The organism is Gilliamella sp. wkB18 (assembly GCF_001690875.1).
GTDB lineage: Bacteria > Pseudomonadota > Gammaproteobacteria > Enterobacterales > Orbaceae > Gilliamella > Gilliamella apicola_A.
Genome location: NZ_LZHM01000058.1, coordinates 1 through 522 on the forward strand (window position 1 = coordinate 1; position 522 = coordinate 522).

1 protein-coding gene is annotated in these 522 nt (G+C 41.6%); it reads left to right on the forward strand.

Annotation, left to right across the window (positions count from 1 at the left end; genetic code table 11):
* On the forward strand, positions 1 to 522 hold a 522-nt coding region (locus A9G48_RS06410; RefSeq protein ID WP_141672969.1), incomplete at both ends, for a tetratricopeptide repeat protein.

Consider the following 522-nt stretch of genomic DNA (forward strand, 5'->3'; position numbering starts at 1 on the left):
AGCACGACTATTATTTGAAAAAGCGGCCGCTCAGGGACTGGCTAAAGCACAATATAACTTAGGCTCAATGTACCGTGATGAATTAAACAACTTTCCGATTGCTTTAAGTTGGTTTGAAAAAGCTGCCGCTCAAGGCAATGTCGATGCCCAAAATAGCATTGGCTATATTTACGAAAACGCATCAGGCGGTAAAGCGCCTCGATTGTATATTTTTGACGAAAATGGCAACAATATCGACCCTGAACTACCTAAAATCGAAGCACAATTTGCCCGATTCGACAAAATGAGCTTACCTATTGAATATTATCCCCGCGGAGTTTACCCCTTGAGTGAATATGGCCAAGGGGTCGAGCCTGATTTACAAAAAGCCATTGAATGGTACCAAAAAGCTGCCAACCAAGGGCATGCCCTAGCACAAACCAATTTGGCTTATTTTTATCTATTTGGTATTGGGGTTGATAAAAATGAAAATCATGCCTTTAAACTCTATGAACAAGCCGCTAAGCAACAATTTGTCCCTGC